This is a genomic window from Celeribacter sp. (assembly GCF_048266405.1).
Lineage (GTDB): Bacteria > Pseudomonadota > Alphaproteobacteria > Rhodobacterales > Rhodobacteraceae > Celeribacter.
The window spans coordinates 10,830-36,334 of sequence record NZ_JBLWZO010000008.1; the positions used below are offsets into that span (position 1 = coordinate 10,830).

Annotated in this window: 20 protein-coding genes; 18 read left to right on the forward strand and 2 right to left on the reverse strand. The window is 58.0% G+C overall.

Annotated features, from left to right (window positions below):
- Window positions 1–4: 4 nt before the first annotated feature.
- From nirB to ACN0TS_RS13890, 4 genes are read left to right on the forward strand one after another with little or no spacing between them, the layout of a single operon-like run.
- A complete protein-coding gene (gene nirB / locus ACN0TS_RS13875) occupies window positions 5–2,431 on the forward strand; it encodes a nitrite reductase large subunit NirB (RefSeq protein WP_417259960.1) in 2,427 nt (808 codons plus the stop codon).
- Window positions 2,428–2,763, forward strand: a complete 336-nt coding sequence (gene nirD / locus ACN0TS_RS13880) for a nitrite reductase small subunit NirD (protein WP_417259961.1) — start codon at window positions 2,428–2,430, stop codon at window positions 2,761–2,763. Before nirB ends, nirD begins: the two co-directional genes overlap by 4 nt.
- Complete coding sequence (locus ACN0TS_RS13885) at window positions 2,760–5,336, forward strand: molybdopterin-dependent oxidoreductase (protein WP_417259962.1); 2,577 nt, start codon at window positions 2,760–2,762, stop codon at window positions 5,334–5,336. The genes nirD and ACN0TS_RS13885 overlap by 4 nt, the downstream gene beginning before the upstream one ends.
- The gene (locus tag ACN0TS_RS13890) at window positions 5,333–6,268 is read left to right on the forward strand and encodes a glycosyl transferase family protein (protein ID WP_417259963.1); all 936 of its coding nucleotides are present in this window, start codon (window positions 5,333–5,335) and stop codon (window positions 6,266–6,268) included. The genes ACN0TS_RS13885 and ACN0TS_RS13890 overlap by 4 nt, the downstream gene beginning before the upstream one ends.
- 177 nt (window positions 6,269–6,445) lie before the next feature.
- Here the strand turns inward: ACN0TS_RS13890 and ACN0TS_RS13895 are convergent, their stop codons facing one another.
- Entirely contained in the window at window positions 6,446–7,315 is an 870-nt protein-coding gene (locus ACN0TS_RS13895) for a hypothetical protein (RefSeq protein WP_417259964.1), read from the reverse strand.
- A gap of 986 nt (window positions 7,316–8,301) precedes the next feature.
- On the opposite strand from ACN0TS_RS13895, the gene ACN0TS_RS13900 reads away from it, so the two are divergent.
- Window positions 8,302–8,799 (forward strand): helix-turn-helix transcriptional regulator, encoded by a 498-nt coding sequence (locus ACN0TS_RS13900; RefSeq protein WP_417259965.1) that lies wholly within the window; start codon window positions 8,302–8,304, stop codon window positions 8,797–8,799.
- Between the two features lie 652 nt (window positions 8,800–9,451).
- Window positions 9,452–10,060 (forward strand): hypothetical protein, encoded by a 609-nt coding sequence (locus ACN0TS_RS13905; RefSeq protein WP_417259966.1) that lies wholly within the window; start codon window positions 9,452–9,454, stop codon window positions 10,058–10,060.
- Between the two features lie 195 nt (window positions 10,061–10,255).
- Here ACN0TS_RS13905 and ACN0TS_RS13910 read toward each other — a convergent pair whose 3' ends face one another.
- Entirely contained in the window at window positions 10,256–11,230 is a 975-nt protein-coding gene (locus ACN0TS_RS13910) for a sugar-binding transcriptional regulator (RefSeq protein ID WP_417259967.1), read from the reverse strand.
- Between the two features lie 158 nt (window positions 11,231–11,388).
- On the opposite strand from ACN0TS_RS13910, the gene ACN0TS_RS13915 reads away from it, so the two are divergent.
- From ACN0TS_RS13915 to ACN0TS_RS13970, 12 genes are all read left to right on the forward strand, one after another.
- Complete coding sequence (locus ACN0TS_RS13915; protein WP_417259968.1) at window positions 11,389–12,345, forward strand: sugar ABC transporter substrate-binding protein; 957 nt, start codon at window positions 11,389–11,391, stop codon at window positions 12,343–12,345.
- 104 nt (window positions 12,346–12,449) lie between these two features.
- Window positions 12,450–13,970: a sugar ABC transporter ATP-binding protein gene (locus ACN0TS_RS13920; protein ID WP_417259969.1), complete on the forward strand. Its 1,521-nt coding sequence runs from the start codon at window positions 12,450–12,452 to the stop codon at window positions 13,968–13,970.
- A complete protein-coding gene (locus ACN0TS_RS13925; RefSeq protein WP_417259970.1) occupies window positions 13,967–14,962 on the forward strand; it encodes an ABC transporter permease in 996 nt (331 codons plus the stop codon). The genes ACN0TS_RS13920 and ACN0TS_RS13925 overlap by 4 nt, the downstream gene beginning before the upstream one ends.
- Window positions 14,963–14,973: 11 nt before the next feature.
- Complete coding sequence (locus ACN0TS_RS13930) at window positions 14,974–16,029, forward strand: thiamine pyrophosphate-dependent dehydrogenase E1 component subunit alpha (RefSeq protein WP_417259971.1); 1,056 nt, start codon at window positions 14,974–14,976, stop codon at window positions 16,027–16,029.
- A 4-nt stretch (window positions 16,030–16,033) separates the two neighbouring features.
- Entirely contained in the window at window positions 16,034–17,023 is a 990-nt protein-coding gene (locus tag ACN0TS_RS13935; protein WP_417259972.1) for an alpha-ketoacid dehydrogenase subunit beta, read from the forward strand.
- Complete coding sequence (locus ACN0TS_RS13940) at window positions 17,020–18,567, forward strand: alpha/beta fold hydrolase (RefSeq protein WP_417259973.1); 1,548 nt, start codon at window positions 17,020–17,022, stop codon at window positions 18,565–18,567. The genes ACN0TS_RS13935 and ACN0TS_RS13940 overlap by 4 nt, the downstream gene beginning before the upstream one ends.
- On the forward strand, window positions 18,560–18,898 hold the full coding sequence (locus ACN0TS_RS13945) for a carboxymuconolactone decarboxylase family protein (RefSeq protein ID WP_417259974.1): 339 nt from the start codon (window positions 18,560–18,562) through the stop codon (window positions 18,896–18,898). Before ACN0TS_RS13940 ends, ACN0TS_RS13945 begins: the two co-directional genes overlap by 8 nt.
- A gap of 45 nt (window positions 18,899–18,943) precedes the next feature.
- Entirely contained in the window at window positions 18,944–20,431 is a 1,488-nt protein-coding gene (locus tag ACN0TS_RS13950; RefSeq protein ID WP_417259975.1) for an FGGY-family carbohydrate kinase, read from the forward strand.
- Complete coding sequence (locus ACN0TS_RS13955; protein WP_417259976.1) at window positions 20,428–21,171, forward strand: SDR family NAD(P)-dependent oxidoreductase; 744 nt, start codon at window positions 20,428–20,430, stop codon at window positions 21,169–21,171. The genes ACN0TS_RS13950 and ACN0TS_RS13955 overlap by 4 nt, the downstream gene beginning before the upstream one ends.
- Window positions 21,172–21,185: 14 nt before the next feature.
- On the forward strand, window positions 21,186–21,938 hold the full coding sequence (locus tag ACN0TS_RS13960) for an SDR family NAD(P)-dependent oxidoreductase (protein ID WP_417259977.1): 753 nt from the start codon (window positions 21,186–21,188) through the stop codon (window positions 21,936–21,938).
- Window positions 21,939–22,159: 221 nt separating this feature from the next.
- Window positions 22,160–23,824, forward strand: coding sequence for a thiol reductant ABC exporter subunit CydD (gene cydD, locus ACN0TS_RS13965; protein WP_417259978.1), 1,665 nt, complete (start codon window positions 22,160–22,162; stop codon window positions 23,822–23,824).
- Window positions 23,821–25,464, forward strand: coding sequence for an amino acid ABC transporter ATP-binding/permease protein (locus ACN0TS_RS13970; protein ID WP_417259979.1), 1,644 nt, complete (start codon window positions 23,821–23,823; stop codon window positions 25,462–25,464). Before cydD ends, ACN0TS_RS13970 begins: the two co-directional genes overlap by 4 nt.
- The last annotated feature ends 41 nt before the right edge of the window (window positions 25,465–25,505 follow it).

Sequence of the window (25,505 nt, forward strand, 5' to 3'; positions counted from 1 at the left end):
GATCATGAAAAAGAAACTTGTCGTTATCGGTGCCGGAATGGCGTCCGGGCGGGTGTTGGAACACCTTCTGGACCTAAATCGTGATGCATATGATATTGCCCTTTTCAATGCAGAGGCGCGCGGAAACTACAATCGCATCATGCTTTCGCCGGTGCTTTCCGGTGAAAAGACCTACGCTGACATCGTGACCCATGATGACAACTGGTATGCGGAAAATGGTATCACCTGCCGCTTTGGCGAACATGTGGTTGGGATTGATCGCGCGGCAAAGACGGTGACGGGACAGAACGGCAAGGTGTCGTACGACAAGCTGTTAATCGCCACGGGCTCCGCGCCCTTCATCATTCCGGTGCCGGGTAAGGATTTGAAGGGTGTCATCACCTATCGCGACCTTGATGACACCAATGCGATGATCAATGCAGCCGCCAAAGGGGGCAAGGCTGTCGTCATCGGTGGCGGGCTTTTAGGGTTGGAGGCCGCCGCAGGGCTGGCCGAACGCGGGATGGAGGTGACCGTTCTGCATCTGATGGGCCACCTGATGGAACGTCAGTTGGATGAAAGCGCAGGATTTCTTCTGCGCCGCGATTTGCAGAACAAGGGCGTCAATGTCATCTGCCAAGCCTCCACCGCTGCCATCCTCGGCGAGACCCATGTCGAGGCCGTATTGCTGGAAGATAAAACCGTGTTGGAGGCCGACTTGGTCGTCATGGCCGTTGGTATCCGTCCTGAAACACGACTGGCTATGGATGCAGGACTGGACGTTGCACGGGGGATAGAGGTGAACGCTCAATTGCAAACCTCGGACCCCGATATCTTTGCTGTTGGTGAGTGCGTTGAGTTTGATGGGCTGTTGTTCGGCCTAGTTGCACCGCTTTACGATCAGGCCAAAGTGGTGGCGAAATCGTTGCTGGGGATTGGTGATGCCTTCGTCGCGAAAGAACTGGCAACAAAGCTGAAGGTGACGGGCTGTGATCTGTTCAGCGCCGGAGATTTCTCCGAAGGGGAAGGGCGCGAGGATATCGTTTTCCGCGATCCCGCGCGCGGTGTTTATCGCCGTCTGGTGATTGAGGAAAATATGGTCGTCGGTGCGGTCATGTATGGCGATACCGCCGACAGCAATTGGTTCTTTGGCCTGATCCGCGACAAGACCGACATTTCGGATATGCGCGATACGCTGATCTTTGGCCCTGCTTTCCAAGGGGGGACCCCTCTCGACCCTTTAGCGGCTGTTGCAGCCTTACCGCGTGACGCGGAGATCTGTGGTTGCAACGGTATCTGCAAAGGTCAAATCGAAGACGCCATCGCGGCGGGCGCCTCTGATCTGGGCGCGATCAAAGCCACAACCAAGGCAAGCGCCTCTTGCGGAAGCTGCACGGGGTTGGTCGAGCAAGTGTTGGCCGTCACCTTGGGCGATGACTTCGTTATGCCGGCGGCCGCTTCGATCTGTGGCTGCACAGATATGAGCCATGAAGATGTGCGGCGAATGATCAAATCGCGAAAGCTGACATCCATGCCTGCGGTTTGGCAGGAATGCGGATGGAAGACACCCGATGGCTGCCATGTCTGTCGCCCCGCGCTGAATTTCTACCTGCTTGCGGATTGGCCACTGGAATATCGCGATGATCCGCAATCGCGCTTCATCAACGAGCGCAAACACGCCAACATCCAGAAAGACGGCACCTATAGCGTCGTGCCGCGCATGTGGGGCGGGATCACAACACCGCAAGAGCTGCGTGCCATAGCCGATGCTGCGGAGAAATATATGGTTCCGACCGTCAAGGTCACGGGCGGTCAGCGGATTGATCTGCTCGGCGTAAAAGGCGAAGACCTGCCCAACATCTGGGCCGATCTCAATGCCGCAGGCATGGTCTCGGGCTTTGCCTATTCCAAGGGCCTGCGCACAGTAAAAACCTGCGTTGGCACCGAACATTGCCGATTTGGCACGCAAGACAGCACGGGCCTCGGCATCAAGCTCGAGCAGACGCTACACGGCTCATGGACACCGCATAAACTGAAGCTTGCCGTATCGGGCTGCCCGCGCAATTGCGCCGAAGCGACCTGCAAGGACATCGGCGTTGTCTGCGTCGACTCTGGTTATCAAATCAGTATCGGCGGGGCTGCCGGCATGGATGTCAGGGAAACTGAATTTCTGATGCAGGTTGCCACGGAAGACGAGGCCATTCTTGTGATCAAGGCGATTACGCAGCTTTATCGCGAAAACGCCAAATACCTCGACCGTATCTACAAATGGATGGCCAAGGTCGGGTTGGATTGGATCAAGGAGCGCGTGGAAACCGAGCGAGATGCTCTGGTTGAACGGTTTGAGCTGAGCCAGACGATCTATCGCAAAGACCCTTGGGCCGAACATGCCACGACGCAAGCCGATCGTTACCGACCCCTCGCAAACCTGTCACTGGAGGCCGCAGAATGAACGACTGGATCGATATTGCCGCCCTCGATGACGTGCCTCGGCGCGGGGCGCGGGTCATCAAAACCGGCCTTGGCTGCGTCGCGGTTTTTCGCACGGCGCAGGATGAGGTCTTTGCGCTCGACAATGCGTGCCCGCATAAAGCGGGGCCGCTGGCGGAGGGGATTGTGCATGGAAAATCTGTTACCTGCCCGCTGCACAACTGGGTGATCTCGCTGGAAACAGGCGAGGCGCAAGGTGCGGACGAAGGGCGCGTTGCAACATTTCCTGCACGTATCGACGCCGGGCGCATCTTGTTGGAACGTGCCGTCTTGCAGGCTCGGAGCGCCGCATGAGCGCGATCCGCACAACTTGTCCATACTGCGGCGTGGGCTGCGGTGTGCTGGCCGATGCGGATGGCACCATCAAGGGCGATCCAGATCATCCTGCAAACTTCGGTCGGCTATGCTCCAAAGGGGCGGCTTTGGGCGAAACGATTGATCTTGAGGGTCGTTTGCTGCGCCCGATGGTACATGGCGAGGCGACCGATTGGGATACGGCTCTCGATCTGGTCGCTGAGAAGTTCAGCGCGGCCATAGCCGAGCACGGGCCGGATAGCGTTGCGTTTTATGCCTCGGGGCAACTTCTGACCGAAGACTATTATGTGGCGAACAAGCTGATGAAAGGCTTTATCGGCTCCGCCAATATCGACACCAATTCGCGCCTATGCATGGCCTCTTCCGTGGCGGGCCACAAACGCGCTTTCGGTACAGACACGGTGCCGGGGACGTATGAGGATCTCGAGCAAGCTGACCTGATTGTGCTCGTCGGCTCGAACCTTGCGTGGTGCCATCCCGTGCTCCACCAACGTATCGCCGCCGCGAAAGAGGCGCGGTCCTCCATGCGTATCGTCAATATCGATCCGCGCCGAACGGCCACTAGCGATCTGGCCGATCTGCATCTTTCCATCGCACCCGACGGGGATGTGGCGCTGTTCAATGGGGTGCTGGCGCATCTCGCAAAAACGGGACGGATAGATGCTGCTTATACATCCGCGCATGTAAACGGTTTGGCTGCCGCGCTTGAAACCGCGCAGGCCACAAACCTTGACGACACAGGCTTGAAGGCGCACGACCTCGCCGCTTTCTTCGAGCTTTGGGCAAGCACCGAGAAGGTCGTCACCGTTTATTCGCAAGGCGTAAATCAATCGCAAAGCGGCACTGATAAGGTCAACGCGATCCTGAATTGCCACCTCGCAACGGGGCGTATCGGGAAGGTCGGCATGGGGCCATTTTCCGTCACAGGACAGCCGAATGCCATGGGCGGGCGCGAAGTGGGCGGGCTGGCTAATATGCTGGCCAACCATCTCGATATTGAGAACGCGGGACACCGCGCCGCGGTACAGGGCTTTTGGGCCAGTCCCACGATCTGCACCAAACCTGGGCTCAAGGCTGTTGACCTTTTTCAGGCCTGCGCCGAAGGGAAAATCAAGGCGCTCTGGGTGATGTCCACAAACCCTGCTGTCTCTTTGCCCGATGCGGGCAGCGTGGCTGAGGCCATTGCGAGAGTGCCTTTTGTCGTTACCTCGGATATGATCGAAAAGACCGATACAAATGCCCTTGCCGATGTGCTGTTACCCGCGGCAGGATGGGGCGAGAAAAACGGCACTGTCACCAATTCCGAGCGTCGCATTTCCCGCCAGCGGGCGTTTTTGGAAGCGCCCGGAGAGGCGCGCCCCGATTGGCAGATCGTCAGTGATGTGGCCTCGCGGATGGGATTTGGCGAGGCCTTTGATTACCAATCCCCTGCCGAGATTTTTGCAGAATACGTGGCGCTTGATGGTGCTTTGTCACCCACTGGGCGTGACCTCGATTTGAGCATTTTTGCTGATGCGGATTATGCCGAAATGATCCCGACCCAATGGCCGCGTAATGGCCATCGTTTCTTTGCCGATGGGCGGTTCTATCATGCCGATGGCAAGGCGCGGATGATTGCCGTCAGCGCACCCAAGTTACCAAGATCACGTTTTGCGTTGAATACCGGCCGCAACCGCGATCAATGGCACACCATGACACGCACAGGAAAATCACGGCGGTTGGGCGCGCATCTGGCGGAGCCTTATGTTGAAGTTCACCCTGTTGATGCGGCCGAACTTGGCGCGGAGCATGGGGCGATCATTGAGGTCGAAAACGCGCATGGAACAGCGCTTTTGCGCGCCTTGATAACCGATCGCGGCCCTCAAGGGCAGCTTTTCGCGCCAATGCACTGGACGCGCCAGCGCACGCGAAACGGCGCGGTCAATGCCCTGACAGCACCTGTGGTCGATCCTGTTTCGGGCCAACCTGCGCTTAAATCAGGAGCCGTCACCGCGCAGGTGTACCGCGCGAAGTGGTATGGCTTTCTGGCCTGCCGCAGCGAGCCTGCGCCAAGCGCTCCCTATGCTGCTGTGGCCCGTACGGCCACTGGTTGGCAGATGGAATTGGCAGGGCGCAAACCGTCCGCCGATTGGGCTGCCGAGGCGCAGGATATCACCGGATTTCAACACGCAGATGTGTCAATTCAAACCGACCCGTCGAGCGGCACCACCCGTGTCGCCATCGCGGTGGACGGCGTGATCGAAGCGCTATTGTTTGTTGCGCCGCGCCCCGTCGTCGTTGCCCGAAACGCAATCATCAGCCTGATCGGAACCGAAGCATCGTCTCTTGAGGCGCTCGCAGGGCGTAGCGCCGCAAATCAGCCTGATGCCGGCGCGACGGTTTGCGCGTGTTTTAATGTCGGGCGTAACACGCTATTGTCGGCCATCGAGGGGGGCGCAACGTCTGTCGCGGCTCTCGGAGAGAAGACTTGTGCGGGCACGAATTGCGGCTCTTGCAAGCCCGAACTTAAGGCACTCATTTCGGAGGCTTCGATACGGATGGCAGCAGAATGAGCCTCGCGCCCTACGTGCGTATTGTTGCTCGCGGCAATAGCCGTGCGCGCCCGCTGTCTGTGCAAGAGGCACAAGAGGCGATGACGGTGATCCTGCGAGGAGACGCGGCACCTGAAGCCATTGGTGCGCTTTTGATGGTGTTGCGTTTGCGCGGCGAGACGCCGCAAGAGATCGCAGGATTTACCGCCGCCATGCGTACCCACATCTCGGGTAAAGTGCCCGAAGCGGACCTCGATTGGCCGTCCTATGCCGCAGGACGCAGTCGCGGGGCGCCGTTGTTCGTCTTGGCCGCGCGGCTCGTGTCTCATGCCGGATACCGAGTGTCGATGCACGGCTGGAACTCACATCAGGCGGAAGGCGCGTCGGTGCGCGAGGTCACTGATCTTGCAGGATCGGGCGTGACCTATACACCACTTGAGACGCTTAGCCCCGTGGGGTTTGAGTTGTTGAACCTGCGCGACACCTTCGGCCTGCGGTCTTGTATAAACACGGTGTTGCGCATGTGGAATCCCTCGCAAGCGCCGGTCAGCGTGCAAGGTGTATTCCACCCGTCTTACCGCAGTTTGCAGGCACAGGCCGCAGCACTATTGGGGCAACGTGATCTTGCGATTATCAAAGGCGGTGGGGGAGAGTTTGAACGCCACCCCTCAAAGGAGATTACCATTTTCGGGTTGCGCGACGGTGAGCATATTAAGCAATCCGCTGGCGCTTTGTTGGACGAGACCCGCCGCTTACACGAAGCGGGTGAGGACGTAGACCTACGCGGCCTCTGGAATGGGGCGGTGAAGGACGAATTTGCCGTATCGACAGTAACGGGTACCGCGGCTCTTGCGCTCTTTGCTCTTAAGGCTGTGCCGACCCTGAACGACGCCAATCACATGGCCCGCACTCTTTGGGATGCCCGCCATCAAGCTGAGACCCTTCCGCAGTGAAACCCTTGCTGCGGGTTAGCGGGGGGAGGCTATGGAGTTCTCAGGGACGGTAGGGGCGCAGAGAAGTATAGGTCTGGTCCGTCGAAGATGGGGCTCGCATGTAAGGCCCAACTAAAAATGCGCCCCGAGAAGGGCGCATTAGGTGTTTCATCCAGCAGGGAGCTAGGCTGGATCAGATTAGTTTGTGCTGCTGAAAATACGAGCTTGATCAACGGGCAGGATGATCGCGCCATTGGACGCCGTAATCGTGCCGCCGCGCAAGGTCAGGCAGCGACGCTTACCATTGACCTTTGCAGCGGTTTCAAAACGGACGGCCTGAATTTTCAGGTCGTTCGAAATTTGAGCGCCAACAACTCGACCAACGACGACGCTGTTGCTGTCGACTGCACTCAGGCCAGTGTAATTTGCCGAGTTACCGAACGTTTTACAGTTGCCAGAAAGGGTTCCGGCAGCACCGTTTGCCCAACCGTCGACGCCATTGCCGCCATTGGTTCCGTTATTGCCGTCGCCGTCGCCGTTGTTATTGTTGTTATTGTTGTTGCCGTTGTTGCCGTTGTTATTGTTGTTGCCGTTGTTGCCGTTGTTGCCGTTGTTGTTGTTGTTGTTGTTGTTGTTGTTGTTGTTGTTGTTGTTGTTGTTGTTGTTGTTGTTGTTGTCGTCGTCGCCATTGCCGCCGCTAGTGCCACCCAGCACATCGCCGACACTCGCTACGGCACCACCAACAGTGCTGCCGACTGTGTTGTCACCCGATTGACCTGTGACACTATCCACAACGCCACCGACTGCTCCGCCGACGCTGCCGACTGCGTCACCGGCTGTATCTGCGACATCGTCGACGGCTGACCCTACGGATGATACGGCGCCACCAACGGCACCACCAACGGCTCCGCCAACAGCTCCGGTCACGCCTTCGACCAAGTTACCTAGACCACCAGCACGTGCCGGGGTGGATAGGGCTGCAATTGAGGTTGCGCCGACCAGTAGCAGAAGGGCGGTTTTTTTTGTGAACAGGGATTGGGTTTTTTTGGGTTTTGTAAAATCAAGCATCTTGTGAATGACTCCATATTCGAACGCGATATTTTGCGCCCCATTTTGTTAAGAAGATCCATCACATTGCCGACCAAAAATACATCGAACACACTTTGATTAACAAACAAGCCAAAACGTTGCCCCCACAGACAATTTGGCAGTCAAAATGTATTTGATGCGATTCGGTTTGCGTGCATACGACCCTCGCTACCGCACCCACGCAACTGGAGGGTGCGTGTTGAGGTTCTTCCGCAACGTAAGGTAATGGCAATCGTACGACAGTGCGAAAAGACCAAGGTCTCAGTGGTGTAGTTCTAAAGTAGTATTTAATTTGCATCTTTTTTAGAGTTAGGTGCTGCTGTAGTTCGAGCGTAATTTCGGGGCGACGTCAGCCGGCCAACTTTCCGCAAAAAAGTGCTGGGTTTGGATTTAAGCATAGGGCGACAAGCGACCGGTTTGGTCCCTTAGTGCTATGGTTCCAATCTTTGATCGGTGGGTTTTAGACGTTCGGGGCGCTCACCCCCGATTGCTTCGCGCAACCAAAGCCCACAATTCTTTTGGGTTAATATAAGTAGTAGAAGCAATGTGTCAGATATCACTCAGGTTGAACCTCAAAACGCTGCGCACAACTGTGCGTGGAAATTTTATGTCTGGACAAAGTCAGTCATTCATAAGACGTTGCGCGTGTTTAATGTTGGTAATGACAGTTGCTATTTTCGCAGGCTCAACCGTTACCGCCGAACCCCTGCAATATGAGACGATCATCGTTGGAGACGGGGGTGAGCTTTATGGATTTTCTGAAGTTATTCACTCTCTTAGTGTAAGTGGTTTTTCAATTACGCTTATCGAGAACACGTTTTTGAATAGGGTGCGAATTCGTTCTCAAAAGGACGACCTGATTAGAGAAACCATTATCTCCAAGTCGACAGGTCTTATTCTACGAGACAGGACTTGGTCGAAGTAGGCCAGACCTAATCGGAAAGTGAGTTGGAATGAGGACGCGTATGAAGATTCCAGTGAAGTTCATTTTAACTGCGCAAGTCATTTTCACCTTTCTTTTTCTGTTCAAAATATTTGCAGATTATTTTGCTATCCCTCTTTGGTTCGTGCCTTGGACCGTTATGGAGGTCATTGAAGTCACTGCCAGTATCGGGATGCTTTTCGGCGTGTTTTCAACGTTTGCACTGGTCTCTCAGGAACAAGCCCGCATGAAAAACGTCGAGATGAAAGTCGACGCGGCCTCCGGCGAATTTAGCAAGTATCTCAAAAGCCAGTTTGAGGAGTGGGAGCTGAGCCCGACAGAAAAGAACATCACCATGTTGGTGATCAAAGGGTTCAGTAACCAGGAAATTGCAGACCTCCGCGGCACATCTGAATCCACGGTCAAATCCCAGATGTCGAATATTTTCCGCAAGTCCAACACGTCCAGTCGAAACCAGCTTGTGACTTGGATGTTGGAAGATGTGATTGACCGACTGTCCGCCGATCCCGCAGATATGTGATTTCAGGCGGTAACCTTGTTGGTCTGACGATCCGTTGGCAAAAGTGCAGTTGCGGTGCGCGAGCTGCGGCATAGTAACAAAACCTCAATACACGTTGCGCCTATCCTGTCTCATGCATTTTGTGTGTTGCGTTGATCCCATGGTCGCACGCGGAAGTGGCTTGGCAAGAAGCGCATATACTATGCTAGCACGCATGCGATTCTTTGGCGCATCTCCAAGTCTGACTTTTAATACCGGAGATGTGGCATGACTTGTTCCCGGTTGTGCGCCCCAAACAAGGGGAGCGGGCAGGGGAGTCCCTTTCGATCTGGTATCATTTTTAGAAGAGGGCGCAGGGTTGGTGGCATAGCTCATTTGCCCTGCGATGTTCTCTCAAGAGTGATCCGACTTGGGTTGTAAATCGCTCCCCCTAAGGGACTACAGAGGCAGAATTACGACCTTTCTCCGATATGGTGCGCGGTCTCGATGGGGCAAATTCAGTTTGTGATTGGCTTGGTTCAAGTAGTTCACAGTCTCGATCGCCCCCCAGGCTTTGGTTGAGATGACGCGCAAACCACGCTACCAGCAGATTTGAACCAAGCCAGTCGCATTTAATTCATCCTGTTTAAGAGGCGTTGCCTTTTAAGCCACAGGTTTTGCGAAAGGACACGAGATGTTTTATGAGCCCATGGACGCGACACAGCTCGACAACACAGTTGAGAAGTCCAAGGTATCTGTGTCCCGTATTCTGACAAAAGTGTTTGCAGGCAACACATCACGTGATGTCTCCGCGAAGCCCGTTCGGCGCGCCGCCCTTTTTGAAAGAGCCGACATGGAGGTGGATACACTTGCCAGAGATTTTGATCTCTTCAATACGCGTTCTCTCGAAGGCAGCGACATCATTCTCTATGGCAAGGAACGCGACGGGGGTATCGAGCGCTCAACCACCCAGTTCGTCTTCTCGCGGAAGGTCGTCTTGACCGAGGATCAAAGTATCGCTGAAAAGTTCTTGTTCGAAAGCGATGCGAAGGTGCGTCTTCTCGTTGTTGCGATTTCCGACATTGATGACGCCGTGGAGTGGTTGATCGAGTTGCGTCAAAAAGATCCCGAGATCGTCATTATCGTCACATCACCAGACTTCGCCAAAAGCGATTTGTCGATTGAGCGCGCCTGCATCTGTGATGCCTCCATTCGCGAGCCCGTCACACCGATTTCGGTGTCCATGGGGCTTCGGGCGGCACTCAACAATCGTCGCGAGGTTCTGCTGCGTCAGCTGAATTAGGTCGTGGCGTGAGCGGCCAATTGGGCCGTGCCCCGAAGTGGGCGTCGACGATACCAGATACACGCCGTAAGCATACCGCCCACCGTGCTCGTGTGTGTTGAAAGGCCCGTTTTCCGTGATCATGTGTTGTGCAGCCATGTCACGAAAAGCGGGTCTTTTTCTGTCCTTACCGAGCTGCCAAGCCAGATCAGACATTTAGCTCATCGCGTTGACAGCGCGGGCGGTGTCGCCGTCGATGATGAGCGTTTTGACCAGACCGTTTTTCAACAATGCAAAGGTCGCCTCTGCCTTTTCCACACCGCCGGCTAAAAGCACCGTATGGGTCTCGCGCAGGGCGTCAAAATCCACAGCGAGCGTGCGGCGGTTCAAGTCGTGGGAGACGGGACGGCCTTCGGCGTCGAAGAAAATGCCGTTGGTGTCCCCGACCGCGCCCACCGCATGAAGCTCCTCAAGCTCACGTTCCGAGATCATGCCCGAGCGTCGCAGCAGGGAGTTTTGCGTCAGCTCGCCAACCGAGATGATGGCCATGTCGGGTTTGCGTGCCATATCAAGAACGGCGCTGACTGTTGTTTGGGACAACAGGATGTCGCGATCTTCCGGCGAGTTGGCGATGAAGGGCACCGCGAGGAAATAGCCTTCCGCTTCTGTGGTGCTGGCCAGCGCCTGAACCACCTCGAACGGGTTGAAAGCACTGTTGGCGGTTAGCGATCCCATAAGGCTGACGAAGCGGGCTTTCGGCGCGGTTACGGAGGCCATGTTTTTTGTGATCTGGTCGAGCGTGCGCCCCCATCCCGTGCCGATGATCGATTCGGGGTTACGGGCCAACTGGTCGCGCAGTAGGGTCGCGGCCAGTGAGCCGACAGCGCGGCGCGGGTAATCGGCGAGATGTCCGGGAAGGGTGTCTTTTGCAGAGAGGCCAAGCTCGGGCGAGCAGATACAACGCTCCAGTCCGAAGCGGCTGCGCAGGGCGTCTTCGACATCTAAGAGACCGTTGCCACGGGCGTCGATGGAGATCGACACGATCCCTGCATCTTTTGCCAATTGTAACAGTTTGTTAACGCGCGCCCGGGTGGTTCCGAGACGGTTCGCGGTCTCTTCCTGATTGAGGCCGCCGACATAGTAGAGCCATGCGGCGCGGCTCATCAATTGCTGATCATCATTCTCTTTCATGGTCCGACCATATCCTTTGTGATGCGGTCTGACAATTGTATTGAAGTAGAAAAATTACAAATGTAATGAAGCTTGACAAAAGTAACAGACTCGCGCAACGTTCGGTGGTGGACGCGGTTCGGAGGACCGCCAGACGTTATTTGAATGGGAGGAAAGAAATGACAAATATGACAGTAAAATTCCGCACCAGCGTTATGGCTGCTGCACTTGTGGCGGGCTCTGCGTCGGCAGCATTTGCACAGGATGCACTCGACATCGCTTGGGTTCACTCCAACGCGGCGGCACAATCGGAGCAACGCGTGAAGGCGGGCTTTGAAGCGTGGTTGGACGAGACAGGTCACGATTGGAACGTGAGCTTCTTGGACAGCCAGGGGTCGGGCGAAGCAACAGCATCGAACTTGCAAGACGCTGTATCGCGCGGAGTAGATGCCATCATCATCACCATGTCGGACCTGCGGGCTTCGAAAGCAGCCATCGACGTCGCTTTGGATGCAGGCGTGCCTGTGTTCTCCGTCGATAGTGGCTTTGTCGAAGGTATTCAGGTTGACGTGACCACCAACAACTGGGCCATGTCCGCAGATGTGTCACCGTACCTGCTCGACCAGATCGGCGGTTCGGGCAATCTCGTCTTTTTCCGTATGGCTGAACACCACGGCACACGTAAGCGTGGCGACGTGATGGAGAAGGTGCTTCAGGAATACGGCGACGTGAACGTATTGGCCGAGCACAACATCGACTACACGGCCTTCTTCGAGGATACGACCTCGACGATGCAGGACTACGTGGCTCGCTTTGGCGAGGATATCGACGCGGTTTGGGCTCCTTGGGATGAGCCTGCTCAAGCCACGATTAACGTGATGAAGGCCGCAGGCCTGACCGACGTTAAAGTGATCGGTATTGACGGACACCCACAGGCTGTTGCGGAAGTCTGCAAACAGGACAGCATGATGATCGCAACGGTGAGCCAGCCGTTCGAAGGCATGGGCGCGCAGGTTGGTGACTGGATCCAGCAGATTGTGGGCGAGGGCATGGAGCGTGACTCCGTGATCCCGAGCGACATTGTCTACATGGATGCACCTCTGGTGACCAAGCAGAACTGCAAAGACTTCATGTAACGGACAAATCGCGTTCTCCCGCGGTGCGCGGGCCGCATTTTCGAACTCTGCGGCCCGCAATCCTTACATCTTTTCCGACAGCCACTCAAAAAGGGGGGTCACGAATGTCCGTGCAGCTCTCAGATATTATTATGGAATTCCCTGGTACGCGGGCTCTGGATCGGGTGAGCGTGTCCTTTCGTTTCGACGAAGTGCATGGCCTTGTCGGGGAGAATGGCGCGGGAAAAAGTACCTTCGTCAACGTCCTCGGTGGATCATTGCAGCCGACAGGTGGCACAATCCGCGTTGAGGGCAAGGATGTGGTTCTCTCGACACCGCGTGCCGCTCTTGGCTACGGAATTGCCCATGTGAGTCAGGAAGGAAGCCTTGTTCCCTCATTGACAGGGGCCGAGAATATTATGTTGGGGGCGGAACCGCGTCTGCCCTTCGGTATCATGCGGCGCGGTGCGCTGCGTAAGGCGGCGGAAGACTTGCTGGTCCAGTGGTTTCCGGGCCTTGAAATCGACCTTGATCGGCCTGTCATCGACCTACCGATGGCGGATCAAAAGGTCATTGAAATTGTACGCGCCTTGCGCGGGGATATCCGTTTGTTGATCCTCGACGAACCAACGGCAACGTTGGAAGCGCGCGAAAAGAAACAACTGTGGGACATCATCAGCCTCTTGCCTACGAAAGGCGTGGGGGTCGTTTTGATTTCCCACTTCCTGTCTGAGGTTGTGGTGCTATCCGACTGTATTACGGTCCTGCGGGACGGTCAGCATGTCGATACCTTGGCCCGCAAGGATGTGACGGAAGCGAAACTCACCGATCTGATGCTGCGCCGCGATGCGGTTGGCGGTGGTACGACGGCGGAAGCCGATGCGGGTGTGCGTCATGTCGAGGCGAGCGCGCCCGTCGTGCTTTCGGTTGAGAATTGGGCCGCTGGTGCTGTCTCGATGGACCATTTCCAATTGCGTGCTGGCGAGATCGTCGGCCTCATCGGCCTGACTGGCGCAGGGCATTTCGGCTTCGCACGCTCGCTCTACACACGCCAAGGCGTCACCTCTGGCAAGATCGAGATCGCTGGAACTCCCGTGACCGCCAAAGGGGTGCGTGCGATGCAACGTGCGGGCGTTGGCCTCGTGCCTGATCATCGAATGGAAAACGCATTGGCAGGGGACGGCACAGTCGTCGAGAACCTGACGATGGTGCATCCCGATTTCGCCGCCCGCGGCGGGATACTCGGTCTGCGTCGCGAGGCCCGAGAGGCCGATCGGGTGATCCAACTGCTCAACGTCAAAACACCAAGCCAACGCCAACTCATCCGCAATCTTTCGGGGGGTAACAAGCAAAAAGTCTCCATCGGAAAATGGCTGTATGGGGCGGGTGAGCGCTACAAGGTGTTGATCTTTATCGAACCGACCGAAGGCGTAGATATCGGCGCGAAAATGGAAATTTACGCCCATATGCGCCGCCTCGCAAAAGCGGGGGCCGCCATTCTGATCGCGTCTTCCGATCTGGGCGAAATCGCGCAGGTCTGTCACCGAGCTATTCCTTTTGTCCATGGTCTTCCTGGCGCCGAAATTCAGGCCGCTGATTTTTCCGAAGGCCATTTCATCCAAGCCATCACTGGAGATGCCGCATGAACACTCAATCCGCATCACCGTCCGGAACGGCAGCCGTCCCGCAGGGAAAGCCCGTCCGTTCGGACTTCATCCAACGCTATTCGACATTGGGTGTTTTGATCCTGATGTTTGTCGGCTTCTCTCTGTTCGTTGATCGTTTCCTGACACCGTTCAACCTGACGAATATCCTGCAACAAATTTCCATTCTGACCATCGTGGGCTCAGGCCTCACCTTTGGGTTTGCGGCCAAGGAAATTGACCTCTCTGTGGGATATAGCGTGGGTCTTGCGGGCATACTTGTTCCGACACTTCTGACATCGGGGACGCCGCTTGGCCTCGCGCTCTTGGCGGCATTGGCGGCGGGCATTGTCGTTGGTCTGATCAACGGTCTTCTCATCACGAAGGTCGGTATTCCCTCGCTTATCGCGACACTCGCGATGGGGTCGATCCTGTTCGGGGTGAACTTCCTGATGACTGGCGGGCGGGCGATCTATGGCGGCTTGCCTGATAGTTTCCTTGCTCTGGGGCAGGGGCGTATGCTGGGCATTCCCAATCTCGCCTACTTCATGATCATCTCCGTTGCCATTGCATGGTTCGTGATGGAGCGCACTCTCTTCGGGCGCTACGTCTACGCGGTGGGCGGCAATCAGAAGGCCGCCGAGCTGTCTGGCGTGCGCATCACCTTTTACCGTATGGCCGCGATTGTTCTGGTCTCTGTCTTCGCGGTCATCGCTGGCGCTTTGCTGTCCTCCCGTCTCGGATCGGGGCAACCCAATGTCGGGGAACGCTACCTTCTGGACGGTCTCGCAACGGTGTTCATCGGCATGACCATGTTCCGCCCCGGGACTGCGACGGTTCTGGGCACCTTCTGCGGCGCACTCTTTATCGGGGTGATCAATAACGGCCTCAACCTGATCGGGATGGATACCTACATCCAGAACATCGTGAAGGGCGTCATCATTCTGGTCGCGGTCGCCATCGTGTCGCGCACCACCAAACTCAATCTGCTCTAAGGATGCCAACCATGACCACATCTCAAGCGACAGCCGTGGCAGACACGGCACCCCGTACCAACACCGCTCTTTTGGAACTTTACCGCGATATGCGCCGTGTGCGCACCTTCGAAGAGCGGGTCGGCGAGCTTTTCGTGCGCGGCCAGTCCGCAGGCTCCATGTTGCACCTGTCCATCGGTGAGGAAAGTGCTGCCGTTGGTGTTGCCTCCCTTATGAAAGACGGCGACACCTTTACCACCCACCACCGCGGCCACGGTATCTTTCTGGCCCGTGGCGCCGATCCAAAACGGATGATGGCTGAAATCGGCGGCAAGGAAGAGGGCTATTGCCACGGTAAGGGCGGCTCCATGCACATCGCGGATATGGGCCTTGGCCACCTTGGCGCAAACGCCATTGTCGGGGGCGGCATTCCCGCAGTCGTCGGCGCAGGGCTCGCCTCAAAGCGCGAGGGCAAAGGCTCGATTTCCGTGGCCTTCTTCGGGGACGGCGCCATGCAGCAGGGCATCCTGTACGAGAGTATGAATATGGCCGCGCTCTGGGATCTTCCGGTTCTGTTTGTGTGCATCAATAACCAATACGGGATGGGCACACGGATCGAGCAGGCCACCAAGGGCCGCGCGCTCCATGAACGTGCTTTGGCCTTTGGGTTGAATGCGGAAACCGTGGACGGGCTTGATGTGCGCGAGGTGCGCGACACCGCGACGCGTTTGATTGATGCAGCGCGAGGCGGAAAGCCCGGCTTCCTGGCCATCGAATGCTATCGCTTTTTCGGCCACGCCCGCATGGACAAAAGCCCGTACCGTTCCGAAGAGGACGAGGCACAAGGTCGCGCAAAAGACCCTGTTTTGTTTGCCCGCACTGCCTTGATCGAAAGCGGCGAGAGTGCCGAGACCGAGCTTGACGGGATCGACGCAGATATCGGGGCTGAAATGGATGCGACCATTGATTTCGCTATTGCATCTAAAGAGCCCCAATTGGGTTCCATGTTCCGCGATGTCTACGCCCCCGACCAACCAGAACCCGAAGCGGTCGCCACGCGAATTGACCGAATTTTGGCAGGAGAATAATCCCATGACCGAGATGACTTACAGAGATGCGCTCAAACAGGCGCTGCGTGATTCAATGACCGAAGACGACAGCGTCGTGGTGATTGGTGAGGAAGTGGGCCGCTACGGTGGGGCCTACGGGGTCACGAAGGGCCTTTACGAGGAATTCGGTGCCGAGCGTATGATCGACACGCCGATTTCCGAACCTGCGATTGTGGGTGCGGCTGTCGGCGCGGCGATGTCCGGTCTGCGGCCAGTGGCCGAGCTGATGTATGTCGATTTTATCGGCATGACGATGGACCAGTTGGGCAACCAAGCCGCGAAAATCCGCTATATGTTCGGAGGCCAGATCGGTGTGCCAATGATCCTGCGCACCCAAGGTGGCACAGGGCGTTCCGCAGGGGCGCAACACTCGCAATCGCTTGAGGCCTATGTCATGCATACGCCGGGTTTGCGCCTTGTGATGCCTGCGACCGTATCGGACGCCTATCACCTGCTGCGTCAATCGCTCAAACAGCCTGATCCCGTTGTCTTTATCGAACATAAATCCCTCTACACGATGAAAGAGGACGTGGACCTGTCGGCTCCCGCTCCCGAATGGGGCAAGGCGGCAGTGCGTCGGACGGGCGATGATCTTGTGATCGTGACCTACTCGCGTCAGGTGCATAATGCACTCGCCGCAGCCGAAGAGATGTCAAAGGCGGGTATCGAGGCGACGGTGATTGATCTTCGCTCTCTCAACCCGCTCGACTTTGACACGGTGCGTGAGCATGTTGAACGGGTCGGGCGCGTTATGGTTGTCTCCGAAGGCGTGATGACGGCAGGCGTCGGCGCGGAACTGTCCGCCCGTATCCATGAGGAATGTTTTGATTTTCTTCAGGAACCTGTCATCCGCGTGTGCGGTGAGGACATTCCGATCTCTGTTTCGGTTGAGCTTGAGAAAAACTCCGTGCCGACAACGCCCTTCATCCGCGACGTCGCAGAACGCCTCGCGCGACTGGGGAGCGCGGCATGAGCGAGGTCAAGGACACCGTTATCCTGAAAATGCCCCGTCTCGGGGAGACGATGGAGGAGGGGACTGTCTCGGATTGGCTTTTGGCTGAGGGAGAGAGTTTCGAGCGCGGTGCGCCTCTGATCGAATTCGAGACGGATAAAACGGCTGTTGAATACCCTGCTTTGGGGCGCGGAAAACTTGTGCGCACTCTTGTGTCCAAGGGCGATATCGTCCGTCTGGGAGAGCCGATCGCTCAGATCGACCTTTTGGGTGGAGAGGACTGGGTGTCTGGCGAGGACGATAGCGCCGAACCCGCCGTTGACGAACCGCAGCAAAGCGATACCGTTGTGATCGACCTTCTCATGCCGCGTCTCGGTGAGACGATGGAAGAGGGCAAGATCATGGGCTGGATGGTCGAGGTCGGCGCACAGTATGAGCGCGGCGCTGCCATTCTCGAAGTGGAAACGGATAAGACCGTGGCCGAATTCCCGGCGCTTGTTGCGGGGCGGTTGGTTGAAACTTTGGTGGCATCCGGGGAGACGGTTAAGGTCGACACCCCGATTGCGCGTGTCGAAGTGGCGCGTGCAGATGCGCCGGACCTCGCGCCCGACACGCAAGAGGAACAGAGCACAACCGCGCAGATAGCCGCCGCCAAGGATCATGCGCCTGCGGTCGCGCGCGTAGGCTCCAATGTTCGTGCAACGCCTTTGGCCCGTCGTGCTGCACGCCGAGCCGGACTTGCCATCGAAAGCCTGAACGGCTCTGGGCGGCGTGGTCGGATCGAGCTTGTGGATGTGGAACGGGCGATTGCGCGGGGCGGCGTTGGCCTGCCTGCGCAAACATGGGGCCCAGCTGATGGCACTCCTGTGCTGCTCGTTCACGGCTTCGCAGGCGATAGCGTCACCTTCGATCAACTGGGCAAGGGGCTTGCTCGGGCAGGCTTGTCGGTGCGGGCTGTGGACCTTCCCGGACATGGTGCGAACACCGCGGAGGCGCAAAGGTTTGACGATCTGGTCGATGCGCTCGCCGCCGAACTTGATCCCGCGCGACCTGTTCATCTGGTCGGGCATTCCCTTGGGGCTGCTGCCGTAATCGCGGCGGTAGCGAAACAGGGCGGGGCGTTGTCCCTGTCGCTGATCGCGCCCGCGGGGCTTGGGCTGTCTATCGACGCCGAGTTTATCACGGGGATGGCCCATGCGGATAGTCGCGCGACGATCGGGCATCTTTTGCGCCGACTGTCGCGCCGTGCAGAGAGCTTTTCCGAGGACATCGTCAGCGAAATTTATGCGAGCCTGTCGACGGGACGTCTGGTGTCTTTGGCCGATGATATATGTCGGAACGGACATCAGACGGTAAACCTGCGGTCCGCGGTGATGCGTTTGGCCAGTGAGCTGCCTGTGCGTATCCTTCTGGGGCAACAGGATCAGATTCTCGATTGGCGCGATGCCATTGATGTGTCACCCGAGATTGCCCTGCATGTCTTCCCCGAGGCGGGCCACATGCCCCATTGGGACGAACCTGAGGTGGTTAAGGATATCTTGCAAAGAGGATTTAACAATGAGTGATGGAACCCCGAGCGATCAGTTGAAAGCTGCGAAAATGCGGATGGGGGCCTTTGCCAAATCCGCCCCTGATTTGATGAAAGGGTTTGCCGCTGTGTCCGCTGCTGCGACGAAGGCGGGACATTTCTCTGCTGCGGATCGCGAATTGCTTGCGGTCTCGATTGCGGTTGCAACCCGCTGCGAAGACTGCATTCTCTATCATGTTGAAGCGGCAAAGCGCCACGGCGCTGACGAGGCGTCTCTCATCGAAGCATTGGAAGTTGCTGTTGAAATGGGAGGCGGACCCGCAGTGATGTATGCGGGCAAGGCCCTTGAGGCATTTCGCGCCCTGTGAGTGACTGCTTTTTTCCGTGTTTCCCTATGATCTGAGGAGAGGATTATGGCCTATTTTCTAACCGCAGATGGCGGCACCGAGAGCCTGCGTGCGCGGGTTTATGATCTTGCAGGCGGCTGTCTCGGCACCTGTGCAGTGCCCTACAAAACGGATTTCAAACCCGGACGCGTTGAGCAAAACCCTGAGGATTGGTGGAGCAATTTCATCACTGCCGCTCGTGGTGCGATCCGCGAGGCGGGTGTCGATCCCGCGCAGATCGAGGCGATTTGCTATGCGACGACCTGTTGCACCGTGGTGGCGCTTGACGATAACGGACGGCCTTTGCGCCCTGCGATCATGTGGATGGACGTGCGTGCCCACGACGAAGCACAGGCGGTTCTGGACACGGGGGACGCTGCCCTCAAACTGAACGGTGCAGGGCAGGGGCCAGTGTCCGCGGAGTGGATGATCCCCAAGGCGCTCTGGCTCAAACGCAACGAGCCTGAGGTCTTTGCCAAGGCACACCGTATTTGCGAATATCAGGATTTCATTACTCATCGCCTGACGGGCGAATGGGCGGCAAGCCTCGATAATGCGGGGCTGCGGTGGCATTACCGCTCACGCGAAGGCGGATGGGCCAGTTCGCTTTTGGCGGCGCTTGATCTCTCCGAGCTTGAGGAAAAGTGGCCAGACCGCGTTGTGGCTCCCGGAGATGTTGTGGGTACGCTGACGGCGGCTGCGGCGAATGAACTGGGCCTATCAACCAAGGTTAAGGTCGTTCAGGGCGGTGCGGATGCTCTCATCGGAATGATCGGGCTCGGGGTATATAAACCCGGCCAACTCGCGATGATCACAGGCTCGTCGCATTTACAATTCGGTGTGACCAAAGCGCCGATTCATGCGCCGGGTGTCTGGGGCAGCTATGCCGATATCGTCTACCCCGACCGCTATATTGTCGAAGGCGGTCAGACATCGACAGGCTCCATCATCAACTGGTTGTCGCGCCTGACGGGCGGCCCGCTTGATTTCGACGAGTTGAATCGCAAGGCCCTCGCCCTTGAACCAGGATGCGAGGGGCTGATCGTTCAGGACCATTTCCAAGGGAACCGCACCCCCCATACCGACCCGCTGTCGCGTGGCGCATTGGTGGGACTGACGCTTGGGCATGAGTTGCACCATATTTTCCGCGCCGTGATGGAAGGGATCGGTTTTGGCACACGCTCCATTCTCGAGGCCTTCAAATCGGCGGGCTATGAGGGCACGGAAATGACTGTCGGGGGCGGGGCCACGGCATCCGACCTCTGGCTGCAAATCCATGCGGATACGGCGGGCATTCCCGTGCGGGTTCCTGCTTCCCCCGATGCGCCGTCGACCGGATCGGCCGTTCTGGCAGGTGTGGGTGCAGGGCATTTCGCGACCATCGACGAAGGGATTGGCGAAATGGTCCACGAGGGCCGTTTGATCGAACCGATTGCGGCGAATGTTGCGCAGTATGACGAGATTTATACCCGCTACGCAGCACTTTACCCTGCGCTCAAAAAGGTGCTGTCATGAGTGTCGCTGAGCGCTTTCGTCTCGACGGCAAGAGCGCCCTCATCACGGGGGGCGCCAAGGGGATCGGGGCTGCAATCGCCACAACGCTTGCCGAAGCAGGGGCCAAGGTGACGCTCGCGGATCTCGATCAGGATGCGGCGCAGACCTTGGCCGACAAGATTGGCGGGACGGCTGAAGTTCTCGATGTGACCGACTTTGCCGCCTGTGCAGCGCTTGCGGAAAAGATGACACCCGATGTGTTGATCGCGAATGCGGGGATCGTTCACAACGGTCCTACGGCCGAAATTGATCCAGCCGACTGGAACCGTGTGATTGATGTAAATCTTTCTGGCGTGTTCCACACCCTGCGTGCGTTCGGGCCTGGGATGGTGGCGCGTGGATCAGGCGCATGTGTCTGCACGTCGTCGATGTGTGGCGAGGTGCCTGTCTGGCCGCAACCACAAGCGGCCTATAACGCCGCCAAGGCTGGGGTGAACCTGTTGACCAAAAGCTGCGCCCTCGAATGGGCGACGTCAGGCGTGCGGGTCAATGCCGTGGCACCGGGTTACACCGCCACAGAACTCACGCTTGCAGGTCGGTCAAAGCCCGAGTGGTTCGATGTCTGGATGGACCGCACTCCGATGGGCCGATTGGGAGAGCCGCGCGAGATCGCGGACAGCGTTCTGTTTCTGGCCTCCGAGGCCGCCAGTTTCATCACCGGCACCGTGTTGACGGTCGATGGTGGATATACCGCAGTTTGAATGGGAGGACGGATATGAGCGACACAAGAACAGCATTGGTGACAGGGGCGAGCCGTGGCATCGGCGCGGCCATCGCCTTGGGATTGGCAAAGCGCGGCTATGACGTGGCGCTCAATGACATCGAACGTCAGAAAGACGATCTGGACGCCGTCGCGGCGCAAATCCGCGAGATGGGACAGCGCGCAGAGGTTCTCTTTGCCGATGTGAGTGACAAGGCGCAGGTCGAGGCAATGGCCCAACAGGCGCTTGAGGCCTTCGGTCAGATTGACGCGGTGGTGAACAATGCGGGCATATTGATCGCGGGAACTGTTGACGGTTTGCCTGAGACGACATGGGACGCCGTTATGGACGTGAATGCCAAAGGCTCTTTCATGGTCATTCAGGCGCTTTTGCCCGCTATGAAGGCCCGCGGCTACGGGCGAATTGTCAATATCGCCTCCATTGGCGGCAAGCACGGAGCGCCCGAACAGGCGCATTACTCCGCGTCCAAGGCTGCGGTTATGGGCTTCTCCCGTGTTCTTGCACAGGAAGTTGGCCCGTTGGGCATCACCGTTAACTGCGTCTGTCCCGGTATCATTATGACCGATATGGGACGGGTGAACCTTGAAGATCCACAGGTGAGCAATGCGTGGAAGGCCAAGACAGCAATGGCGCGGATCGGTGATCCCGAAGACGTTGTCGGCCCTGTCGCCTTTTTCGCCTCTGACGATTCCGCTTTTGTGACAGGACAAACCCTCAACGTGGATGGGGGAATAGTTTTCTCGTAAACGCATCCCACCGATAAAATCTATTCCCCCAACTTTGCCGCCCTAACGGGCGGCATTTTTTTGTTTGAGAGAGGTCAATGAAACGGGAGGGGTTTAGACCGTGGCCAATGGCCGCGTTGCCAAGCCTCGCGTGTCGCGTCATGTGATCCCTATTAGGTCGAAGCGCAGTCGGCCCTTATAAATCCTCTAAGAGGTCATGCGACTCATATTCAGAGGTTTTGATGGTGAGATCAAAACAACAGACCACGCCTAAGCCACGAAAGGCTTTGGACCTGTGGACCGCCCCCGAGCCGCGCCGCCGTAGACGTGCCAGTGCGCTATCTGTGGTTGCGAGTTTGATCTGGCCGCTGCAAGCCGCAATCGTCGCGTCCGCCTTGGGCGGCTTGTTGACGGGCGCGGATGTGTCGGCGTGGATGACGGGGGCCAGTTTTATTGCACTCGGGGCGCTGCGGGCGCTTTTGAGCCTGCTGTCCGAACAACAATCTGATGCGGCGGCGGAGGCGGTTTTGCGGGAGGCGCGGGCGCGGATTGTCGAGGCGGAAGCGCATCGTGCGGTCGAGAGCCCGTTTGGCGGCGCGGGCAGCATTTCGGCCTTGGCGAGCGAGAAACTGGACCTGCTTGCGCCCTATGTAACCCGCTACGCCCCCGCACAGGCGCGGGTTATGGTGTTGCCCATCGTGATCTTCGCCTTGGCCCTGTGGCAGTCATGGGCCGTGGCGATTGTGTTGCTCATTACAGGGCCGCTCATTCCCGTGTTCATGGCCTTGGTCGGCTTCGCGGCCAAAGAGGCCAGTGAACGCCAGATGTCAGAAATAGGCACGCTTAACGATGCCTTGGTCGACCGTCTGTCGGCTTTGGTTGATATCCGTCTTTTGGGCGCGCGCGACACTGTGATGACAGAGTTCGCGACCCAAGCGGGGGATTTGAGACAGCGCACGATGGCCGTTCTGCGCGTCGCTTTTCTATCCTCAACGGTGCTTGAGCTTTTCGCCGCAATCGGCGTTGCAATGGTGGCCGTTTATGTCGGGTTCTCCTTGCTCGGTGTTCTCGAGTTCGGGACGTGGGGGACGGCACTCACGCCGCAGGCGGGTATCTTCCTGCTGTTGCTTGCGCCTGAGTATTTCCAACCGCTGCGTGACCTGTCGGGGGCGTGGCATGACAAAGCCTCCGCCGATGCCGTGGCCAAAGAGCTGACAGAGTGGGAGGCGGGCGACACGCCCAGACTTCTTGGCGCGGGCGGTCCTGCGGTGGCGATGACTGGACCAGTCGATATCCGTTTGAAAGGATGCAGCCTCGCCAATGGACGCGCCCTTCCCGATATGACCATTACACAGGGCGAAACCATCGCTTTGGTGGGGCCAAGCGGCGCGGGAAAAACCACAACCTTGCGCCTCATCGCTGGACTTCTGACGCCGCCAACAGGTGAGGTGACGGTCGCGGGTGCGCCCTTGTCGTCGGACACCGCAGATGCGTGGCGTGCGCGGATCGGTTGGATGCCACAGGCTCCGCATTTTCTGAACGCGAGCCTGCGCCAGAACCTGACACTTGGCCGTGAAGGCGACCTAGATACGGCACTGGAGCAAGCCGCCGTGTCGCAAGTCGTGGCCGCTCTGCCGCAGGGGCTAAACACCCGTTTGGGCGAAACAGGTGGCGGGCTATCAGGCGGTGAAGCGCGGCGGCTCACCTTGGCGCGGGCCATTTATGGTGCGCCCGATGTGATCCTTGCGGACGAGCCGACCGCCGATCTGGATGCCGCCACCGCGCAAATTGTGACGGAGGGGTTGTTGGCGCAGGCCGAACGCGGTGCCACCCTGATCGTGGCGACCCATGACAGCCAACTGGCGGCACGGATGGACAGGATCATCACAATCGGAGAAGCCCTATGAAACCGCTGTGGCAAATATTCGTGATGATCGCGCGAGAACATCCCGTTGCCTTTTGGCGTGGGGCCGCGCTCAGCGTTATCGTTCTGATCATGGGCGTTGCCTTGCTGGGGCTGTCGGGGTGGTTCATCACCGCCGCCGCTGCCGCTGGGCTTGCGGGTTTGGGCACTGTTTTTGATGTGTTCCGCCCCTCCGCGATGGTGCGGTTTCTCGCACTTGGTCGCGCTGCGGCCCGTTATGGCGAGCGGATATTGACGCATGACGCCACACTGAAAGCCCTCGAAGCCTTACGCACACGCCTTTTGGGCGGGCTGCTGCGAGCGCCCTATGGGCGCATGGTGCGGCTGAGAGGGGCGCAGGCGGTGAACCGTTTGACTGCCGATGTGGATGCGCTTGACGGGGTTCCATTGCGTCTGGTGCTGCCTGTCTTGGCCGGTGTGGCGACACAGATCGTGGCCTTCGTGGCGTTGTGGGCGTTGGTTGGCCTGCCTGTCGCACTATGGGTTTTGCTCGGCTATCTGCTTGGTATGGCTGCGATCTTTTGGCAAACCATGCGCAAGGCTGCGCCGCTATCGCGCCGCGCAGAGGTCGCCGCACAGGCGTTTCGCGCTCGTTTGATCGATCTGATCCGCGCCCGTTCCGACCTGACGATCTATGGGCGTTTGAGCGCTCAGGCGCAAACTACACTGGCCGCCGAGACGCGCCGCATTGATCTGCGCCGCCAACAGGATCACGCCGAACGCTTTGCGGGTTTGGCGATCCAGATGCTTGGCGCCGTTGTGGCAGGGGGCAGTTTGTGGATCGGTATCTTGATGGTGCAGGCAGGGACCATCGCGCCTGCCTTTGCCGCCTTGGGCTTTTTTGCCACTCTGGCCTTGTCCGAGACCATCGCGCCGTTGCGCCGCGCCGCGAGCGAGATCGGGCGTATGACTGAGGCCGCGCGGCGCGTGTCGCGGGATTTGATTGTGCCTGAGGGGGGTGTGTCCACTGCGCCAGCCACCTCCGCTTTGCCCTTGGCTCTGGATCGCGTGACGTTACACCGTCCGCTGAGTGATACGCCAATCGTGTCGGACCTGAGCCTTCGCGTGGCGGCGGGCGAGACTGTTGCCCTGACGGGGCCAAGCGGTGTGGGTAAGTCGACGCTTCTATTGGCCGTCGCACAGCTACATCCCGTGGCGCAGGGGCAACTTACCTTAGGCGGGCAGGGCGTCGAGACATGGGACGAAGACGCACTGCGCCAGAAGGTGACGCTTCTGCCGCAACGCTCTGCGCTGATGTCCGGGACCGTGCGCGCGGCCTTACAACTTGTCGCGCCCAATAGTGACGATGCCGCGCTGTGGCAGGTTTTGGACAGTGTGCAACTGGCCGAAACGTTCAAAGCGCGTGACGGCCTCGACACGCAACTTGGTTTGCGCGGGGAAGGGGTGTCAGGCGGCGAAGCCCGCAGGCTCACCTTGGCCCGTGCCCTGCTCAAACGCCCACATGTGTTACTCTTGGATGAGCCGACGGAAGGATTGGACACCGAGACGGCACAGCGTGTTTTGCTCGGTATTCGTGATGCTCTTCCCGATGCGGCCATCGTGATTGCTGCGCATAGAACGGTGGAAATCACATTTGCCGATACATCGGTGTCGTTAGGATAGGAGGGAAAGAATTAAGGTATATCTTGGATGTATATTTATGA

Coding starts and splice junctions, on each gene's coding strand:
- ACN0TS_RS13920 (WP_417259969.1), top strand. CDS start 12,450: ATGTCCGTGCAGCTCTCAGATATTATTATGGAATTCCCTGGTACGCGG.
- ACN0TS_RS13890 (WP_417259963.1), top strand. CDS start 5,333: ATGAGCCTCGCGCCCTACGTGCGTATTGTTGCTCGCGGCAATAGCCGT.
- ACN0TS_RS13935 (WP_417259972.1), top strand. CDS start 16,034: ATGACCGAGATGACTTACAGAGATGCGCTCAAACAGGCGCTGCGTGAT.
- ACN0TS_RS13955 (WP_417259976.1), top strand. CDS start 20,428: ATGAGTGTCGCTGAGCGCTTTCGTCTCGACGGCAAGAGCGCCCTCATC.
- ACN0TS_RS13950 (WP_417259975.1), top strand. CDS start 18,944: ATGGCCTATTTTCTAACCGCAGATGGCGGCACCGAGAGCCTGCGTGCG.
- ACN0TS_RS13895 (WP_417259964.1), bottom strand. CDS start 7,315: ATGCTTGATTTTACAAAACCCAAAAAAACCCAATCCCTGTTCACAAAA.
- ACN0TS_RS13905 (WP_417259966.1), top strand. CDS start 9,452: ATGTTTTATGAGCCCATGGACGCGACACAGCTCGACAACACAGTTGAG.
- ACN0TS_RS13925 (WP_417259970.1), top strand. CDS start 13,967: ATGAACACTCAATCCGCATCACCGTCCGGAACGGCAGCCGTCCCGCAG.
- nirD (WP_417259961.1), top strand. CDS start 2,428: ATGAACGACTGGATCGATATTGCCGCCCTCGATGACGTGCCTCGGCGC.
- ACN0TS_RS13930 (WP_417259971.1), top strand. CDS start 14,974: ATGACCACATCTCAAGCGACAGCCGTGGCAGACACGGCACCCCGTACC.
- ACN0TS_RS13915 (WP_417259968.1), top strand. CDS start 11,389: ATGACAAATATGACAGTAAAATTCCGCACCAGCGTTATGGCTGCTGCA.
- ACN0TS_RS13945 (WP_417259974.1), top strand. CDS start 18,560: ATGAGTGATGGAACCCCGAGCGATCAGTTGAAAGCTGCGAAAATGCGG.
- ACN0TS_RS13900 (WP_417259965.1), top strand. CDS start 8,302: ATGAAGATTCCAGTGAAGTTCATTTTAACTGCGCAAGTCATTTTCACC.
- ACN0TS_RS13940 (WP_417259973.1), top strand. CDS start 17,020: ATGAGCGAGGTCAAGGACACCGTTATCCTGAAAATGCCCCGTCTCGGG.
- nirB (WP_417259960.1), top strand. CDS start 5: ATGAAAAAGAAACTTGTCGTTATCGGTGCCGGAATGGCGTCCGGGCGG.
- ACN0TS_RS13970 (WP_417259979.1), top strand. CDS start 23,821: ATGAAACCGCTGTGGCAAATATTCGTGATGATCGCGCGAGAACATCCC.
- ACN0TS_RS13960 (WP_417259977.1), top strand. CDS start 21,186: ATGAGCGACACAAGAACAGCATTGGTGACAGGGGCGAGCCGTGGCATC.
- ACN0TS_RS13910 (WP_417259967.1), bottom strand. CDS start 11,230: ATGAAAGAGAATGATGATCAGCAATTGATGAGCCGCGCCGCATGGCTC.
- ACN0TS_RS13885 (WP_417259962.1), top strand. CDS start 2,760: ATGAGCGCGATCCGCACAACTTGTCCATACTGCGGCGTGGGCTGCGGT.
- cydD (WP_417259978.1), top strand. CDS start 22,160: ATGGTGAGATCAAAACAACAGACCACGCCTAAGCCACGAAAGGCTTTG.